This is a genomic window from Oceanicaulis sp. MMSF_3324, assembly GCF_030733545.1.
Taxonomy (GTDB): domain Bacteria; phylum Pseudomonadota; class Alphaproteobacteria; order Caulobacterales; family Maricaulaceae; genus Oceanicaulis.
This window is the reverse complement of record NZ_JASHIU010000012.1, coordinates 33204-48887: the sequence shown is the minus strand read 5'-3', so window position 1 is coordinate 48887 and position 15684 is coordinate 33204. Positions and strand designations below refer to the sequence as shown.

13 protein-coding genes and 1 tRNA gene are annotated in these 15684 nt (G+C 62.6%); 11 read left to right on the top strand and 3 right to left on the bottom strand.

The features are described 5' to 3' along the window. Positions 1 to 99: 99 nt before the first annotated feature. From RBA95_RS11955 to RBA95_RS11945, 3 genes are all read left to right on the top strand, one after another. Positions 100 to 186: transfer RNA gene (locus RBA95_RS11955), tRNA-Leu, on the top strand. Between the two features lie 366 nt (positions 187 to 552). Further along, positions 553 to 2535 carry a lipopolysaccharide assembly protein LapB gene (locus RBA95_RS11950; protein WP_306017092.1) on the top strand — a complete coding sequence of 661 codons (1983 nt, stop codon included), beginning with the start codon at positions 553 to 555 and terminating at the stop codon, positions 2533 to 2535. Between the two features lies 1 nt (position 2536). Continuing rightward, the gene (locus RBA95_RS11945) at positions 2537 to 3022 is read left to right on the top strand and encodes a hypothetical protein (protein WP_306017091.1); all 486 of its coding nucleotides are present in this window, start codon (positions 2537 to 2539) and stop codon (positions 3020 to 3022) included. On the opposite strand, the gene cydC is transcribed toward RBA95_RS11945, so the two are convergent. Together cydC and cydD are read right to left on the bottom strand one after the other, a co-directional pair. Further along, positions 3019 to 4746, bottom strand: coding sequence for a thiol reductant ABC exporter subunit CydC (gene cydC / locus RBA95_RS11940; protein WP_306017090.1), 1728 nt, complete (start codon positions 4744 to 4746; stop codon positions 3019 to 3021). The two genes, RBA95_RS11945 and cydC, sit on opposite strands and share 4 nt — an antisense overlap. Further along, complete coding sequence (gene cydD, locus RBA95_RS11935) at positions 4743 to 6470, bottom strand: thiol reductant ABC exporter subunit CydD (protein ID WP_306017089.1); 1728 nt, start codon at positions 6468 to 6470, stop codon at positions 4743 to 4745. The genes cydC and cydD overlap by 4 nt, the downstream gene beginning before the upstream one ends. Positions 6471 to 6630: 160 nt before the next feature. On the opposite strand from cydD, the gene RBA95_RS11930 reads away from it, so the two are divergent. From RBA95_RS11930 to cydX, 3 genes are read left to right on the top strand one after another with little or no spacing between them, the layout of a single operon-like run. Continuing rightward, positions 6631 to 8208 (top strand): cytochrome ubiquinol oxidase subunit I, encoded by a 1578-nt coding sequence (locus tag RBA95_RS11930; RefSeq protein ID WP_306017088.1) that lies wholly within the window; start codon positions 6631 to 6633, stop codon positions 8206 to 8208. Positions 8209 to 8220: 12 nt separating this feature from the next. Continuing rightward, complete coding sequence (gene cydB / locus RBA95_RS11925; protein ID WP_306017087.1) at positions 8221 to 9366, top strand: cytochrome d ubiquinol oxidase subunit II; 1146 nt, start codon at positions 8221 to 8223, stop codon at positions 9364 to 9366. Between the two features lie 17 nt (positions 9367 to 9383). Then, positions 9384 to 9509, top strand: a complete 126-nt coding sequence (cydX, locus tag RBA95_RS11920; protein WP_009801810.1) for a cytochrome bd-I oxidase subunit CydX — start codon at positions 9384 to 9386, stop codon at positions 9507 to 9509. Positions 9510 to 9583: 74 nt separating this feature from the next. Here cydX and RBA95_RS11915 read toward each other — a convergent pair whose 3' ends face one another. Next, entirely contained in the window at positions 9584 to 10243 is a 660-nt protein-coding gene (locus tag RBA95_RS11915) for a helix-turn-helix transcriptional regulator (protein WP_306017086.1), read from the bottom strand. Between the two features lie 218 nt (positions 10244 to 10461). Between RBA95_RS11915 and RBA95_RS11910 the strand changes: the two genes are divergently transcribed. The 5 genes from RBA95_RS11910 to RBA95_RS11890 all read left to right on the top strand — a co-directional run bounded on the left by RBA95_RS11910 (position 10462) and on the right by RBA95_RS11890 (position 15680). Next, entirely contained in the window at positions 10462 to 12276 is a 1815-nt protein-coding gene (locus RBA95_RS11910) for a long-chain-acyl-CoA synthetase (protein ID WP_306017085.1), read from the top strand. 2 nt (positions 12277 to 12278) lie between these two features. Next, positions 12279 to 12878 (top strand): DUF924 family protein, encoded by a 600-nt coding sequence (locus RBA95_RS11905; protein WP_306017084.1) that lies wholly within the window; start codon positions 12279 to 12281, stop codon positions 12876 to 12878. A gap of 102 nt (positions 12879 to 12980) precedes the next feature. After that, a complete protein-coding gene (locus RBA95_RS11900) occupies positions 12981 to 13211 on the top strand; it encodes a hypothetical protein (RefSeq protein ID WP_306017083.1) in 231 nt (76 codons plus the stop codon). 106 nt (positions 13212 to 13317) lie between these two features. Beyond that, a complete protein-coding gene (locus RBA95_RS11895) occupies positions 13318 to 14208 on the top strand; it encodes an alpha/beta hydrolase (RefSeq protein WP_306017082.1) in 891 nt (296 codons plus the stop codon). Positions 14209 to 14237: 29 nt separating this feature from the next. Beyond that, the gene (locus tag RBA95_RS11890; protein ID WP_371933610.1) at positions 14238 to 15680 is read left to right on the top strand and encodes a protein adenylyltransferase SelO family protein; all 1443 of its coding nucleotides are present in this window, start codon (positions 14238 to 14240) and stop codon (positions 15678 to 15680) included. Positions 15681 to 15684 lie beyond the last annotated feature (4 nt).

The window sequence follows — 15684 nt, the reverse complement described above, 5'->3', positions numbered from 1 at the left end:
GCCTCGTCCATGTCATCAAGCCGTGGCGCGCCAACTGAAAAACCGGGCTCGACCGCCTGCGGTTTTCAAGGCATACAGACCGCTTGCGTCGACATGCGTGCGGGCGTGGCGGAATTGGTAGACGCAGGGGATTCAAAATCCCCCGGGCGCAAGCCCTTGTCGGTTCGAGTCCGACCGCCCGTACCAATGTTTGGCGACCGGCTCCGGGCATGGAGGCCGGCGACAACGTCACCTTTCCACAGCAAAATCTATAGACTTTACGGCGAGTTGCTGAAGCGTCATCCGAATGTCCTCAGCCCCTGCAAGGTCTTGAATGTTTTTCCACAAATTCAATTAAATAAACAAATTCATGGGCTTGTGGCTTTGCCGGTGAAGGTGGACCATCCGGTCCGGATCGCGTCCTGCGTGAGAATTAATGGAGCAAGCCGGCCACACATAGTCTACGCTCCATTAATCCTGATGCATCCATATCAATCAAAAGGCTATACAAAGCGATGAGGTCGCTTTCCCATTTCAGGAACTGAATCGTTGAGCTCCAGAAAACAGCCTCTGGTGATTATCGCCGCCGCTAACGCTGATCAGGCGCGCGCTGCGCGCTTGCGTCAGGCCTTGCTCGATCGCGGCGTGCGCACAGTTCTGTCGACGGATGTTGGCGTGGCCGAGAAAAAGGCGCGTCTGATCGTCATGTGTTCGCCGGCCGCTCTGAAATGCCAGACGCTCAATAATTTCCTCGAGGATTTCACCTGGTCCAATGGCATGCGGCACATCCGTGTCGTCGGGATGGAGACCGAACGTCCGGTTCTGCCCATGGCCTTGCGTGCTGAGCGGCGCAGCAACGGCTCGTTCTGGACGTTGCCGCAGCCGCCGGTCCTGGGCGCTTTGTATAATGACGAAACCAGCGTTGAAGTGCTCGCGGATGAGATCGCTCATGAAGCCAGCGCGGATGCCGGTATTTCGATTGCCCGAACATTGGCGACCAGTATCGCCTATCGCCCGCTTGCAACCGGGTTGGCGGTCGCTTCCGCAATGATGCTGGGGGTTACGGTCTGGCAGGCCGATCAGATCAGCGCGTACCAGGATGAGGCGGCCGAGGCTCAGGCCTTTACGAGCCGCCTGCTGACCGACATTACCGAAAATCTGCCGCAAACAGCTCGCCAGGAGACCTTGGTGCGGCTGGCCGATGACCTGACACGCGCCTATCTCAACACGTCTGTCGCCGGTTTGTCTGATGACGAGCTGGGGCGGCGCGCCCGCCTGTTCAATCTGATTGGCGAGGCCCGAGACATCCACGGACAGCCCGAACAGGCGCGCGAGGCGTTTCTGGCGGCCTACGAGATGACGGAAGCGCTTCTGGCGCGTTCGCCGAACAGTCTTCAGCGCGTCTACGACCACGCCCAATCGGCATACTGGGTTGGCAATCAGGCGTATCGCAGCGGCGATATGGCAACGGCTGAGACCTATATGGATATCTATGCCGATATGGCGCAAACGCTCAATGCGCGGGAGCCTGACAATCCCAGTTACCGGGCGGAACTGGGCTATGCGGCCCTCAATCTTGGCGTGATCGATCTCGATACAGGCAACCCTGTATCCGCCACGGCCCTGTTCGAGGAAGCGGTGGACATTTTTGAAAGCGGGCTGATCGAAGAACGCGTCATTGGCCCGGGGGATCTGGGCAATACGTTGGGCTGGCTCGCGGACGCGCAACGCGATGCGGGCGCGCTCAATGAGGCGCTTGAAACACGCGAACGCGAACTGGCGTTGTACCGTCAGGAGCTGGAGCAAACGCCCGGCTTGTCCCGCCTGCGCCTGAAAGTGGCGCATACCCAGGGCGAGATCGCCGGGATCGCCACGGATATGGGTCAGGATGAGCGCAGCGCAGACTTGCTCGACGAGGCTCTGGACACGGTCAGTGCGCTGTTTGCTGAAGCGCCGGAAAACAACAGTTATGGCCGTCACTATGTTCAGCTGATCTATCAGCGCGCCCGGGTGGCGCTCAGCCGGGACGAGATGGTGCGGGCGCAGTTGCTGATCGGTGAGGCGCGCAGGCTGGCGGCGCGCACCAATGAGAACGGTGAGAACGACACCCTGTATCTGACCCGGACGTGGGCGCTGACCCTGGCGGGTGAGCTGGCGTTCCGGGCCGGTTCTTACGAGACGGCTGTTCTGGAGACGACTCAGGCCATCAGCGCAGGCGAACAGGCCATCGCCAACGGCAAGGAAGTGGCGCGTAGCGCACTGGCCCATGCCTATTATATCCGCGGTGAGGCCTTGTCTGCGCTGGGCCGACAGGGGGAGGCGGAAACCCTTTACCGGTCCGCCCTCAACCAGCTGGGCATGATCGCGGAGCCGCGCAGACTGGCGGCGATCGATCTCGAAGCGCGTCTGTACTGGCGACTTGGCGATATCGCACAGGCGATGCAGGCGCGTCGGGCGCTTGAAGGGCGCGGCTATGCCAGCCGCGACTTTGTGGCTTTCTGGAACGACATTGATCAGGGCAATACAGCGCAAGCCGCGCCGTATGAAGGGGGCTAGCATGAGTGGAGTGGACAAGCAGGTCGAACGCGTGAAGGCGCTGGGCCTGCCCGGTCTCGATGTGAGACATATCGGAGTGTATGTTCAGCCGACCGTGCGCGAGATTGACGGTAAGCTGGTCGATACCTTCGCCGCCTATGTGGGCGAACACGAAGGCAATTTCGCGATCAACTTTCCGACGAAACTGATTTTTGTGATCATGTCCAAGGACTGGGAATTTGAGTCCTTCGAGCTCGCCAACAAGAGCTGGGACGGTATCGCCGTTATGCCGGCGGATCATGATTTCGAGGTCAGCTTTGGGGATGAGGGGCGTCAGAGCGTCATTGTCATCGACAAGTGCAAATGCTTCTTCACCTACCGCTATCAGGTTGTTCTGCGCAATTCTGTAACAGGTCAGCGTATCGTTACAGATCCTGGCGTCGGCAATGGTGACCGCGAGCCTCCGACCACTCCGTTTCCGCCGCCGCCGCCGCCCGGCGACCACTAGAGCGTCGGGAACAGGCGCTTGAACAGTGCATCTGACTGGCGGAGATCGGATACGGCTCCGAGCCCGCAGATGCGTCCCTGATCGAGGACCGCGACCTGACGCGCTCGTTCGAGCAGGCGAGCGCGATGGGTCACGAACAGCGCAGTGCGGCGTGAATCCTCATCAAGCCAGCGATCGAGGGCATCCAGGAAACCGGCTTCGGTGTTCCCGTCCAGCCCCTCGGTGGGCTCATCAAGCAGCAGGACGGGGGCGTTCTTGACGAACGCCCGCGCCAGAGCGATCCGGCGCGCCTGACCGCCGGAAATGAGGCCGCCTTTTTCCCCAATCCAGGTTTGCAGGCCGTCTGGAAGCTGCTTGACGAAATCAGCTGCGCCCGCACGTTCAAGCGCATCCCACAACTGGTCTTCATCCGCGTCGTGCGCCGCCAGTCTGAGATTGGCGCGCAAGGTGGTCGAGAGTAATTCAGCGCGTTGATCGACAAGCGCGAAACGTTCCCTAGACGCCTTGATAGCGAGAGAATCAAGGGGCTGTCCGCCCAGCGTAATCGCGCCCGCTTGCGGCTCGTAGAACCGCATCAGCAGCTTGATGAGGCTCGACTTGCCCGCCCCGGACGCCCCGACGAGCGCCAGCCGTTCGCCCTCGGGCAAGGACAGGGTGACGTCACTCAGAGCGTCTGCCGCCGTATCGGGATAGCGGAACCGGACCTGCTCGATGGCGATGTCCCATCGGCTCGGCAAGCTGGCGGGGGAATCGGGTTCGGACACGGCAGGTTCGATTTCCGTCAGCGCCTTCAGACGCCGGGCGGAGGCGCTGGTCTTGCCATAAAGCTCGGCCGCCTGAACCAGCGGTGCAGCGGCTTCAAACAGCGCAAACGCGATAAAGCCCGCCAGCGCGCACAGCGGTGCGCTGGCGCCGGAGGCGGCGGCCAGGCCGAAGCCCAGAACAAAACTGGCTGGTGCAGCGAGCGCCAGCAGCGCCCCATTGATCATGGAGGCTGAAGAGAGACGGGTCTGGGCAGACACTGACCCGGCATCCGCTGCTTCCAGGTGACCGATCACGCGATGGGCCGCGCCATAGGCTTTCAATTCTGCAAGACCGGAGACGAGATCTCCGGCTTCGGCGCGCATCGTGCTGGCCTCCCGGGTCAGGTCTTCGCCAGCCTGACGTGCAGATCGGGCCGCCCAGAGCGGTAGCACAACGCTTGCCAGAATAAACACGCCCAGCACGCCGGGCAGGGCGGCGGGGGCGAGAAAAGCCAGGATGACGCTGGCGAAAACGGCCCCGGTCACCGCAGCGGTCACCGGCGTGACAAAGCGCAGATACAGGCTGTCGAGCGCGTCCACGTCCTGAGTGACGCGCGAGAGGAGGTCGCCGCCGCGCATGCGTCCCAGTCGGGCTGGCGCCAGCGGCGCCACCGTATCAAACACCCACAAGCGAAGCCGCGCCAGAATGCGGAAGGTGGCCTCATGGGTGACCATGCGTTCGGCATACCGTCCGACGGTCCGGCCCAGAGCAAAGCCGCGCACCCCGCCCGAGGCGAAGAGATAATTGAACGCTCGCCCGGCGCCGGTCAGTCCGGCGACGGCGGAGGCGGTGATGAACCAGCCCGACAGCGACAATAGTCCGATGCCGGCCAACAGGGTCAGAGCGGCGAGCGCGGCGCCCAGACGCAGCCACCAGCGATCCGGGCGGGCCAGGGCCAGGAAGAAGCGCAAATCGGTCATGCCGCATCCTCCGGCTGAAGTTCGATCACATGGTCGGCCAGGGCGCGGACCGCCGGGCTGTGCGTGGCGATCACGATGGTGCGGCCTTCACTGATGCGTTTGAGCGCGGTGAGAAAGCGCGCCTCGGCCTCGCCATCCAGATGGGCGGTGGGTTCGTCCAGCAGGACCAGTTTCATATCGACCGCCCAGGCGCGCGCTAGGGCGACCCGCTGGGCCTGACCGCCTGAAAGGCCGTAGCCGTTTTCGCCCACCTTCGTCTCAAGGCCTTCGGGCAGGCTGGCGGCGAAGTCCATGACGCCCGCGGTTTCCGCGGCGCTGGTGATGCGTTCGCGCGCCAGGGCTTTGTCAAACAGGCTGATATTGTCGATGAGATCACCGAAAAACACATGCGGACGCTGGGCGATCCAGGCCGCCTGACCGATCAATGGCGCCGTCATGGGCTGGCCGTCGATCCGGATCTCGCCATCGCTGAGCGGGGCATAACCCAGCAGCATTTTCAACGCCGTGGATTTGCCGACGCCCGAGGGGCCCCAAAGCGCGGTGATCTGACCGGCGGGCGCTTCAAAGCTGAGCGGAGCGAGGCCGCGGCGACCATCTGAATAGACCGATCCGGCCTGGTTGAACGCAATAGAGGGCGCGTTCTGAAGCCTGCCGGTCTTGTTGGCGCGCTCGGCATCCGTAGAGGTGTGCGCGAGGTCCGTGTCTTCAGGGCCGTCAAACAGCGGCGCGAGGGCTTCGACGCCGGCCTCCGCGTCCGCACGGTCATGATAGGCGGCGGAGAGCCGACGCAGCGGCATGTAGAATTCCGGCGCCAGGATCAGGCAGAAAAGGCCGGTCTGCAGGGTGATGGTCTCGCCTGGGTTAAAGGGCAGCTCACCGAGAAGCGAGAAACCGATATAGATCGCCGAACCGGCCACGGAGACGGCGGCGAAAAACTCCAGGACCCCAGAAGAGAGAAACGCCATGGCCAGCACCTTCATGGTGCGGCGGCGAAAATCATCCGAGGCAGCGGCGAGGCCGTCGCGCTCGCGTTCGGCGGCGTTGAAGGCGTTGAGCGTTTCAAGCGCGCGCAGGCGGTCATTGAAACGACCCGCCAGGCGCTGGAGCGTGGTGAGCTGATCCTTGGAGGCTGCGGCCGCGCCGGCGCCGACCAGCGCCATGAAGACGATCAGAAGCGGCGCGGTGACGAGAAAGATCAGACCGACCACATAGCTGGCGGAGAACGCCGCGGCCATGATGATCAAGGGGCCCATCATCACGACGCCCATCAAGGGGCGATAGCGGCCGAAAAACCCGTCGAGCTTGTCCACTGCGTCAATCAGGGCGGAGGCCGTCTCGCCTGAATCGGCGCGCTCGACATAGGACGGGCCGCGCTCGACCAGCTTGCGCGCAGCCAGGGAGCGCACAGTGCTGCGCACTTTCAGGGAGGCGAGGATGCCAGTGCGGGTTTCGGCGGCCTGAAACACCGCGCGCAGGACAGCGCAGACCAGGGCGAGGACCAGGCCCGGCCACAGGGCGGCGCCATTGACCAGTGCGCTGACCGCCCAGGCCGCGCCCCAGGCGAAACCGACGAAGACGGCGTATTGCGCTGCGCCGAAGGCCGTGCTCTGCCGGGTCAGTCCCGTGGCGGGCGCGCCCCAGGCTTTCAGATAGGCGGCCAACCGGGTCTTCCGGGCTTTCTGGGCCGCCTTCATGTCCGCAGCAGACAAATCAGTGTTACTCATGACCCCCGACATACACGCCCTTGTCCGGATTGAAGTGCGACCGCTCGTCCCATGCGACACCTTGCAGACGGTACAAGCTAACGCGCTTGCATCATAAAGACATCGGCTGCGCCTGAGGGCGTATACTTTTAACCGCCGCCAAAAGGCATTGGAGAGTGAAATGGTCGACATGACCGTTGTGGAGCTGTCGCGCTGGCAATTCGCGCTGACAGCCATGTATCACTTCCTCTTTGTACCGCTCACACTTGGACTGTCCATCATCCTCGCCATCATGGAGAGCGTTTATGTGATGACAGGGCGTCAGGTCTGGCGGGACATGACGAAGTTCTGGGGCACCCTGTTCGGAATCAATTTCGTGCTCGGCGTGTCCACCGGGATCACCATGGAATTCCAGTTCGGCATGAACTGGTCCTATTACTCCCACTATGTGGGCGACATCTTCGGCGCCCCGCTGGCGATCGAGGGCCTGATGGCCTTCTTCCTCGAGGCGACGCTGGTGGGCCTGTTCTTCTTTGGCTGGGACCGGATGAGCAAGCTGGGCCATTTGGCCGCGACCTGGTTCATGGCCATCGCCACCAACCTGTCCGCCCTGTGGATCCTGATCGCCAATGGCTGGATGCAGAACCCGGTCGGGTCCGAATTCAATCCCGACACCATGCGCATGGAAGTCACCGACTTCATGGCGGTGCTGTTCAACCCGGTCGCCCAGGCGAAATTCGTGCACACCGTGTCGGCGGGCTATGTGACCGGCGCCCTGTTCGTGCTGGCCATATCGGCGTTCTTCCTGCTCAACCGCCGCTTTGTCGGTTTCGCCAAGCGCTCGATGACGGTCGCGGCCGCCTTCGGTCTGGCGGGCGCCCTGTCGGCAGTCGTTCTGGGCGATGAGAGCGGGTATGCGCTGACCGATAACCAGAAGATGAAACTGGCCGCTCTCGAGGCCATGTGGCACACCGAGGAGGCGCCGGCGCCGTTGACGGTTGTGGGCTTTCCCAATCGGGAAACCCATGAGACCGAGCACGCCATCGAGATCCCCTGGGTGCTGGGCCTGATCGCCACGCGGTCACTGGACACCCAGGTCGAGGGCATCCTGCCGCTGGTCGCTCATGCCGAGACCCGCATCGAGAACGGGGTTCGGGCCTATGACGCGATGATGCGCCTGCGCGAAGATCCCGATGACGCCGTCGCGATGACCCAGTTCCAGGAAGCCAAGTATGATCTGGGCTATGCCATGCTTCTGCGCCGCTATGTGGAAGACCCGCGCGATGCGGGGCCGGAGCTGATCGCCCAGGCGGCCATGGACACCGTGCCCAATGTGGCGGTGATGTTCTGGAGCTTCCGACTGATGGCGGGGCTGGGCTTTTACTTCATCGCCCTGTTCGGAACGGCCTTCGTGCTCAGCTCGCTGCGCAAGCATGAAACCCGCTGGTTCCTGAAACTGGCGCTGGTCTCGTTGCCGCTGCCCTGGGTCGCCGCGGAGCTGGGCTGGCTGCTGGCCGAGTATGGTCGCCAACCCTGGATTATTGAAGGCGTGCTGCCGACCTTTGAAGGGGTGTCGAGCCTGCATCCGACCCAGATGATCCTGACGATCGTCGGCTTCACCGTGCTCTACGGGGCGCTGGCGGTGGTCGAGGTCGCCCTCATGATCAAATTCATTCGCCGCGGTCCCTATCCTGACGGACCGGCTCGCGGCTCATCCCTGAAACGTCGCAGCGGCTTCACCCCGCTTCCGGCGGAATAGGGAGGAGAGACCATGGACATTCCTCTGTCATACGAACTGCTGCGGGTCATCTGGTGGGCGCTTCTGGGCGTGTTGCTGATCGGCTTCGCCATTACGGACGGCTTTGATCTGGGCGTGGCGGGGCTTCTGCCCTTCGTCGCGCGGACCGACACCGAACGGCGCATCGCCATCAACACGGTCGGGCCGACCTGGGAAGGCAATCAGGTCTGGCTGATCCTGGGCGGGGGCGCGATCTTCGCGGCCTGGCCCCTGGTCTACGCCGTCTCCTTCTCGTCCTTCTATCTGGCGATGTTCGTGGTTCTGGCCGCGCTGATCCTGCGGCCGGTCGGGTTCAAATACCGCTCCAAGCGGGATGATCCGCGCTGGCGCAATTTCTGGGACTGGGCGCTGTTCACTGGCGGTTTTGTCCCGGCGCTGATCTTTGGCGTGGCCGTGGGCAATGTGCTGGTCGGCGCACCCTTCCGGATGAATGACGACATGCGCATCTTCTGGGATGGCACTTTCTTCGGCCTGCTCAATCCGTTCGCTCTGCTGTGCGGTCTGTTGAGCGTGACCATGCTGTTCCTGCATGGCGCGGCCTGGCTGTCCATGAAGGCGGAGTACGGGCCGGTGCGCGATCGCGCGCGGACCTTCGCGCCGCTCTTCGCCTTCGCCTCGATCGTGCTGTTCGCCATTGCCGGCGCCTGGGTGGCGTTGGGAGATCTGGGCTATCAGGTCACCAACACCGTCGCCCCGGACGGGCCTGCCAATCCGCGCCTGACAGAGGCCGTCCGCGATGGCGGCGCCTGGCTGAACAATTACGGCCGGTATCCGTGGATGGTGCTTGCGCCGGTTCTGGGCTTTGGCGGTGCAGCACTGGCGCTGTTCGGCCTGCGCTCGAACTCCGAGGCACTTACCTTCATCGGCTCGAAGGTTTCCGTGATCGGCATCATCTCGACCGTTGGCCTGTCGATGTTTCCCTTCATCCTGCCCTCCAGCATTGATCCCAATGCGTCGCTGACGGTGTGGAACGCGTCTTCAAGCCATACGACGCTGTTCGTCATGCTGATTGTGACGGCGGTGCTGTTGCCGATCGTGCTGGCTTACACGGCCTGGGCGTTCAAGGTGATGTGGGGCCGGGTCACGACCGAACAGGTCGAAAGCGGCGATTACTACTAGGACAAGGAGAACGGACGATGTGGTACTTCACCTGGATTCTGGGCCTTGGCCTGGCCTGCGCCTTCGCCATCCTCAACGCCATGTGGCACGAGTTGGCGCTCAGCGATACCGGAGACACCGGCAGCTCGGACGAAGCGTTCTGAGCGTTTGACGGTCACACCAGACAAAACAGCCCGGACCTCAGGTCCGGGCTGTTTTGCATTGCAAAGGTGTCGGCTCAGGCCGCTTCGGTGTCGTTGGCCGGGTCGGGCGCGGCGCCGTTATCCGCCTCGTCGTCGGCGAAGGTGCGGACCTTGATCGGGCCGCCCCAGTCGCGCAGCAACTGCTCTTTTTCCTCGGCGGTGATCTCCACATGGGCGCCATGCAGATACCAGCGTCCGGCATCATCGCGCACAGGAATCTCGGTAGTGCGCCAGTGAGAGACCGGCTCGTTCTCATAGTCATAGGTCCAGGTCACCTGCATGGAGGCGATCCGGCCTGAAAAGGCGCCAAGGTCGAGGAAGGCGTCCAGGATTTCGATCACATCGGAATTGGACGATTCAAGCACCTGACCCGGGATCAGACGCTGGAACGGTGTTCCGTAATCGCGCAGCGCTTCGCTGACCGTGTCGACGACAATCTTGTTGTCGACCTCGGCGATCATGCTGATCAGGTGCGGCGAATGGCTGATCGTGGTTCGGAAATGCTCAAACAGCGGGCGGTGCTCGGGCTCTTGCAGAAGGCGCTCGAGCTTGGCCTCAAGCTGCGTTGACGGAGATGCTGTGGAATTTTCCAGCCGGGAGACATAAGCCTGGCTGACGCCAAGCAAATGAGCCGCCGCTTCCTGCTTCAAGCCGGTGCGTTGACGGAAAGCTCTAAGCTCTTTTCCCCAGTTCATATTTTTTGACCTACTTAATGGTTCAGAGCGATGTGACGCGTTTATTGAATCTGACTCAGTCACACGTCCGGTCATATTCGCAATAGTGCTGCACTGCAACGCATTGACGGTTGAAAAATGCGTGACCGACATGCCGAGCTGAACTTGACCGGACGTTTTCGAGCCGTACTGTCGCCCTCAACTAAACCGCCAGGGCGGATACGAGGGAGGATACTGATATGGGTTTGTGGTCGACGATCCGTCGCGAGTGGTTCTACACGACGCAGTTGTTGCGCATGCTCGGCGCGCTGAAAAAGATCACCCCGGACTCTGAGTATCTGACCCCGGACCTGTTTGAAGACAGCGTCGACAAGCACGCCCAACGCCCGGCCTTCATCACCGAAAGCGGTGTCGAGATCAGCTATGCCCAGTTTGACCGGTATGCGAACCGGGTGGCGCACTGGGCCCTGGCGCAAGGCGTGAAGCCGGGCGACACGGTTGCTCTCTACATGGCCAATCGCTGGGAATATGTGGCGATCTGGTACGGGCTCACCAAGATCGGCGTCATGGCGGCGCTCCTGAACAATCAGATCACAGGCCACTCCCTCGCCCATTGCATTGATGTGGCTGAAGCCGACCATGTGATCGTCGAGGGCGACCTGGCCGAGCAGTATGAAAGCGCTTGCGCGCTCATCAACTGCAGGCTCACCCCCTGGGTCAGCGACGGCCAGCAGGCCAAGGCGCCGGGTGGCCAAGACTTCGACGCGGCGCTGTCGGGCCAGTCCGATGTGCGTCCGGATCGGTCCTATCGCGCCCATCTCAAGGCTTCCGATCCGTGCATGAAGATGTACACGTCGGGCACCACCGGGCTGCCCAAGGCGGCGATTGTGGCGCACACGCGCGCGCTCTATTACCTCCAGGTCTTTGGCGTGGCCGGTCATGCCGACAAGGATGACCGCATGATGATGGTGCTGCCGATGTACCATGCAACCGGCGGCCTGTGCGGAGTCGGCGCGGCGCTGTCCTTCGGCGGCGCGGTGATCGTGCGCAAGAAATTCTCCGCCACTCGCTTCTGGAAGGACGCGACCGATACCGGTGCAACCATGCTGATGTATGTGGGCGAGCTGTGCCGCTTCCTCGTGGCCGCCGAACCGAACGAGTGGGAGAAGAAGCACAAGATCCGCATCGCCATCGGCAACGGCCTGCGCCCGGATGTCTGGCCGCGCTTCGTGGAACGCTCCGGCATTCCGCGCATCATGGAATTCTATGGCGCGACCGAAGGCAATGTGGGCCTGATCAACATGGACTCCAAGCAGGGCGCCATCGGCCGCGTGCCGCCCTATCTGTCCAAGCGTTTCAACATCAAGCTCGTCAAGTTCGACATGGACGAGGAGGCCCCGATCCGCGACGCCAATGGCCGCTGCATCGAGTGCAAGCCCGGTGAAGTGGGTGAGGCGATTGGTGAAATCCGCGAGGATGACGCCCGCTATCGCTTTGACGGCTACGGTGACGAGGAAGCCACCAAGAAGAAGATTCTCCGCGATGTCTTTGACAAGGGCGATGTCTACTTCCGCACGGGCGACCTGATGAAGCGCGACGCGCAAGGGTATTTCTACTTCATCGACCGCGTCGGCGACACCTTCCGCTGGAAGTCCGAGAATGTCTCCACCAACGAAGTGGCCGAGGTCTTCGGCACCCATGAGAAGGTCGTCCAGGCCAATGTCTATGGCGTTGAAGTGGCGGACTATTCAGGCAAAGCCGGCATGGTCGCCCTGGTGGGCGAAGACGGTCTCGACCTGGAGGCGCTGCATGCCCATGTCCACAAGGAGCTGCCGCATTTCGCCCGTCCGCTGTTCCTGCGTCTGAGCAAGGAAGCCCAGGACGAGAACACGACCGGCACCTTCAAGCTCAAGAAAACCGACCTCGTGAAACAGGGTTGGGATCCCGAACTGATCGCCGAGCCGGTCTATTTCGATGATCCGGACGCCAATGCCTATGTGCCTTTGACCCAGGACTTGCGCGCGCAGATCCTGTCTGGCGAGAAGCGGGTCTGATCATGTCGCTGTTGCCGGAAGACATTCTGGACTTCTGGTTCGAAGAGGCCGGGCCCAAGGCTTGGTTCAATGTGAGCCCGGCGTTCGACGCCCGGGTGCGTCGCAAGCTCGGGCCGGCCTGTCACAGCTTCCTGCAGACCCGTTCGGTTCTGGATCATCCCTGGCTGGTGGAGCCTGAAAGCGCGCTGGCCCTGGTCCTGGTTCTGGATCAGGCGCCGCGCAATGTCTGGCGCGGGTCCGATGTGGCGTTTGCGCTGGATCCGCTGGGGCGTCAGGCGGCGATGAGCATGCTCGAGGCCGGCTTTGACTGGGCCTTGCCCAAAGAGCGTCGCGCCTTTGTCTATCTGCCCTTCTCCCATTCCGAGGATATCGAGGATCAGGCGCTGTCCGTGCTGATGTGTGAGGAGCGCCTGGGGCCGGACAGCGAAAACACCCGTCATGCTCGCGCGCATATGGATGTGATCGCCCGGTTTGGCCGCTTCCCCCACCGCAATGCGGTTCTGGGTCGGACGCCGCGGCCTGAAGAAGTGCGCTTCCTGGAGGAAGGCGGTTATGCACCCGGCTCGAAACGCCCGGCAAAAACGACCCAAGGGCAGTCCTGACTCAGTCAGGTGACCATCAACGCTTTCTAAGGGGCTGATTTAAAAGGCCTCGGGTTCGGCAGGCGGCTTGCACGGGGGTGGCAAACCCTCAAGGAGCCTGACATGCCTGCCCAACGTCCATCCCGCATCACCCCGCTTGATATTCGCGCCATCGCTTTCACCCTGGTGGACCGTCATGGTGATATGGCGCTGAACTATGCCGACATGGCGGTCAACGAGCTGGTGGAAAAGGGCGAGGATGAGAGCGCAAACGCCTGGCGCGTGCTGCGTTGGGAGATCGAGGACGCCCTGTCTGGCGCGATCGAGCGCGAAAGCCCCATCCAGATGCAGTAGGAATGCGTTCATGACGCAGGATTGACTTGCGCTTGGTCGGTCGCTCGCCCAGCTTTAGCCCATGAGCGATTTATCCCTATTTGACACGTGGATTAATCAGGCGGGGTTGAACGATCTGTTCAACCCTCAGAAAACGGTGACGGCCATGCGCGACGCCATGGCCCGGATGGAAGAGCTGGTGGAGGTCGAGGCCCCGCCGGTGGCCGAGCTTCATGATATTGAAATTGCTGGCGGAGAGGGGGCGCGCCCGGCGCGCGTCTATATCCCCTATGGCGCCCAGCCCGATCATGGTCCGGGCCTGATTTTCTATCATGGCGGCGGCTTCATGGTCGGCTCGCTCAAATCGCATGATCCGCTTTGTCGCCGTCTGGCGGCCGTTTCGGGCGTGCGCATCTGCTCGGTGGATTACCGGCTGGCGCCCGAACATCCCTTTCCGGCCGCAGTGAATGACGCCTTCGCCGCCATGGATGCCGCGCTGGCTGGCGAGCTGGCGGCTTATGGATTTGACCCTGACCGCCTGGCGGTGGGCGGGGATTCCGCTGGCGGCAATCTGGCCGCGAGCGTGGCGCGGGACCGCCGGGATCAGCTGCACTATCAGCTCCTGCTCTATCCGCTGATGCAGCTTCTGCAGACCAAGAAGGACCGCCCGCGCTGGCAGGAAGGGCCGCTCCTCTCCGAGTTCACGCTCGAGGAAATCCGCAAGCATTATATCCGGGAGGCTGATGCGGCTGATGTGCGGATATCCCCCTTGCTGGCGGATGACCTGAAAGGCTTGCCGCCCGCCTATATCCTGGCGGCCGAGATGGACCCGCTGCTGGATGAGGGCGCCGCCTATCGCGACCGGCTGACGGCGTCCGGCGTCAGTGTCGAGTACAGGCTGTGGAAGATGGTGCCCCACGGCTTCCTGAACATGTCGCGCTTGTTCCCGGCCTGCGTAACCGCGGTAGAGGCCGCGGCGAAAGCCCTCGACACCGCCTTCCGCGCCAAGGCCTTGTGATGAGAGCGGGCAAGGCTTAGCTCAGGCTTATGAGCATGACCTCCCGATACTGTCCTGATCCGCGTTTCGCGGCTCTGGGCGACGCGTATTCCGATCCGGTCGAACCGGCTGAGTTTCCCAAGGCCGAGCTGCGCTGGTGGAATGACCGCTGGGCGCAGGAAGTGGGGCTTGATGGGCTCGATACGGCGGAGAGGGCGAAGCATTTACATCGCTTCGAACCCCTGCCGGACAATCAGGCCGAGCCGCGGGCCATTCGCTATCACGGTCATCAGTTTCGCACCTACAATCCGCAAATCGGCGATGGGCGAGGGTTTCTGTTCGGCCAGCTGCGTGATTCGCATGATCGCCTGCTGGATCTGGGCACCAAGGGGTCGGGGCAAACGCCTTACTCCCGGTCCGGCGATGGGCGTTTGACGCTCAAGGGCGCGGTGCGTGAGGTGCTGGCGTCCGAAATGCTCGAGGCGCTCGGGGTCTACACGTCAAAGACCTTCGCCATCTATGAGACGGGCGAACCGCTTCATCGCGGCGATGAGCCGTCGCCAACCCGATCTGCGGTGATGACGCGGCTCCAGCATTCCCATCTGCGGTTCGGGGTGTTCCAGCGGCACGCCTATTTTGACAGGGCGGACCTGGTCGGCGAGCTGGTGGAGTATGCCATTGATCAGCTGGTCCCCGAGGCCGCGCAGGCCGAGGGAGACCGCGCAGCCGCGCTTCTGGACGCGGTCTCGCAACGCTCGGCGCGGCTGGCGGCGCAATGGATGGCGGCCGGCTTTGTTCACGGCGTCCTGAACACCGACAATCTCGTGGTGACCGGAGAAAGCTTCGATTATGGCCCCTGGCGTTTCCTGCCGCATTTCGAGCCGGGGTTTACGGCGGCCTATTTCGACGAGCAGGGGCTTTATGCCTATGCGCGCCAGCCTGAAAGCGTGTTCTGGGCGCTCCAGCAACTGGCGGGCGCGTTGAGCCTGGTCGGAGAGCAGGACAGCCTGATTGCGGCACTGGAAGCCTATCCGGGCCATTACAAGCGCGAGATCGTCAAAGCCTTCCATCATCGTCTGGGCCTGACGCCGAAAGGCGATGACGGCGATGGCGCCCTGGTCAGTACTTTGCTCAACGCCAGTCGTGAACTCGAAATTCCGTTCGAAGCCATCTTCTTTGACTGGTTCTGTGGCGAACCGTCTCAGGCGCGCGCGCTCGCCTCGGACCGGCGCGAGTTGTATCGCGATGAGGCCTTCGCACCGGTTCAGGCCTTGTTGCTGGAGCGGGAGAGCGTCAGACCCGAGCGTCTCCAGAATGCCTATTTTGACAAGGATGCGCCGGTTCACATGACCATCGAGCGCATGGAGGCGAGCTGGGCGCCCATCGCTGAGGCTGATGACTGGTCGGTGCTCGAACAGACATTGGCGGATGTGGCTCAGGCGCGCGCCGCCTATGATCTGGGGCGTGACCGTATCGGCTTCTTATCGGAGTAGCCCC

Excerpts from the sequence above, each read along its gene's own strand:
- RBA95_RS11945 (WP_306017091.1), top strand. The coding sequence starts at position 2,537 with ATGAGTGGAGTGGACAAGCAGGTCGAACGCGTGAAGGCGCTGGGCCTG.
- cydC (WP_306017090.1), bottom strand. The coding sequence starts at position 4,746 with ATGACCGATTTGCGCTTCTTCCTGGCCCTGGCCCGCCCGGATCGCTGG.
- cydD (WP_306017089.1), bottom strand. The coding sequence starts at position 6,470 with ATGAGTAACACTGATTTGTCTGCTGCGGACATGAAGGCGGCCCAGAAA.
- RBA95_RS11930 (WP_306017088.1), top strand. The coding sequence starts at position 6,631 with ATGGTCGACATGACCGTTGTGGAGCTGTCGCGCTGGCAATTCGCGCTG.
- cydB (WP_306017087.1), top strand. The coding sequence starts at position 8,221 with ATGGACATTCCTCTGTCATACGAACTGCTGCGGGTCATCTGGTGGGCG.
- cydX (WP_009801810.1), top strand. The coding sequence starts at position 9,384 with ATGTGGTACTTCACCTGGATTCTGGGCCTTGGCCTGGCCTGCGCCTTC.
- RBA95_RS11915 (WP_306017086.1), bottom strand. The coding sequence starts at position 10,243 with ATGAACTGGGGAAAAGAGCTTAGAGCTTTCCGTCAACGCACCGGCTTG.
- RBA95_RS11910 (WP_306017085.1), top strand. The coding sequence starts at position 10,462 with ATGGGTTTGTGGTCGACGATCCGTCGCGAGTGGTTCTACACGACGCAG.
- RBA95_RS11905 (WP_306017084.1), top strand. The coding sequence starts at position 12,279 with ATGTCGCTGTTGCCGGAAGACATTCTGGACTTCTGGTTCGAAGAGGCC.
- RBA95_RS11900 (WP_306017083.1), top strand. The coding sequence starts at position 12,981 with ATGCCTGCCCAACGTCCATCCCGCATCACCCCGCTTGATATTCGCGCC.
- RBA95_RS11890 (WP_371933610.1), top strand. The coding sequence starts at position 14,238 with ATGAGCATGACCTCCCGATACTGTCCTGATCCGCGTTTCGCGGCTCTG.